This window comes from Micromonospora sp. LOL_014, from assembly GCF_048060245.1.
In the GTDB taxonomy this organism is placed as follows: domain Bacteria; phylum Actinomycetota; class Actinomycetes; order Mycobacteriales; family Micromonosporaceae; genus Micromonospora_E.
In genome coordinates, this window is sequence record NZ_JBHMIP010000106.1 from 1 (window position 1) to 634 (window position 634).

At 69.9% G+C, this 634-nt stretch carries 1 protein-coding gene; it reads left to right on the forward strand.

Annotation, left to right across the window (positions count from 1 at the left end):
- Nucleotides 1–634: RNA-guided endonuclease InsQ/TnpB family protein (locus ACFHW1_RS28825; protein WP_416616737.1), on the forward strand; the 634-nt coding region annotated here is incomplete at both ends.

Here is a 634-nt window from a genome sequence, read left to right on the forward strand (position 1 = left end):
TTGCCGCAGGGCGCGGCGCCGTCGACGGTGACCGTGTCGCAGGACGCGGCGGGCCGCTGGTTCGTGTCCCTGCTCTGCGACGACCGGAGCGAACCGGCCAAGGCCCGGTTGGCGGTGGCCCGGGCTCATGCCCGGATCGCCGACCGCCGCCGCGACCACCTGCACAAGTTGACCGCTCGGCTCGTTCGTGAAACCCAAACGATCGTGATCGAGGACCTGACCGTCCGCACCATGATGGCCGGTCACCGTCTGGCCCGCGCCGTCTCGGACGCGGGCTGGCGGCGGTTCCGCAGCATGCTGGGGTACAAGACCGACTGGTACGGCCGGGACCTGGTGGTCGTGGACCGCTGGTTCCCGTCGACCCGGCTGTGTTCGGGCTGTGGCGTGCTGGCTGACCGGATGCCGTTGGCGGTCCGGTCGTGGACCTGCCGGTGCGGGCAGGCCCATGACCGGGATGTCAACGCGGCCCGGAACATTCTCGCGGAGGGGCTCTCCGTGATTGCCTGTGGAGGCGGTGTGAGACCTCACCGGGAGTTCTCCTCTCGGACGGGGCGGTCGTCGGTGAAACAGGAACCCCCGAGCGCGACCAAGGGAATCCCCGTTCCTTCAGGGCGGGGACGAAGTCAACGGTTGG